General features: G+C 42.5%; 1 protein-coding gene. It reads right to left on the reverse strand.

What is annotated here, in order from left to right; genetic code table 11:
* Positions 1-614 (reverse strand): hypothetical protein (locus N1032_RS26285; RefSeq protein ID WP_259543589.1); only part of this gene is annotated, 614 nt, incomplete at both ends.

The raw sequence follows: 614 nt of genomic DNA on the forward strand, positions 1-614 counted from the left end.
AAGCTCCCACGGTTGTTTGGTATCATTACGAATCCACATGCACACACCAGATACCGCCGGAGCATAACTTATAGCAGAACCACTACCAGTGTTATCTGTTTGGTTTCTAGTACCTTGTGTGTCACCAACAATGTGGTGTAAGTGGTTGGTATCTGTAGCTTCAGTATTACCTATACCTTGAAAATTCCAGTAAGTCCAGTTATTACCACCAATTTCCCAACTACCTCTAGCAACAACACCGTGGTGTGAGTGAGATGAGTTTCTGTCCATAGCCTGGGACATGAAGTCTATATGGTGAGTATGTCCCATTCCATGGTTGTGAGCTGGTAAGTTCCCAGTGCTTAATGTGAAATTAAATGAACCACCAGCAGCATTAGTTGAAACTGTCCATGGGTTGCCAGCCTCCCTAGTAGCACCATGATCAGTAGAACTCATCAAATAGCGACCAGGCCAATGGCGTGACCAAGAAGTACCTGCAAACATTGGTAATGAAGATGGATTTACACCATTGGTAATAAACAATGAATCTTTTGGGTACATCATTCTGAAGAACATCTTCATATGACCCCAAGATAGTACCTCATCATTTGAAACACCATTCAATTCTGCAAGAT

The organism is Herbiconiux daphne, assembly GCF_024979295.1.
Taxonomy (GTDB): domain Bacteria; phylum Actinomycetota; class Actinomycetes; order Actinomycetales; family Microbacteriaceae; genus Herbiconiux; species Herbiconiux daphnes.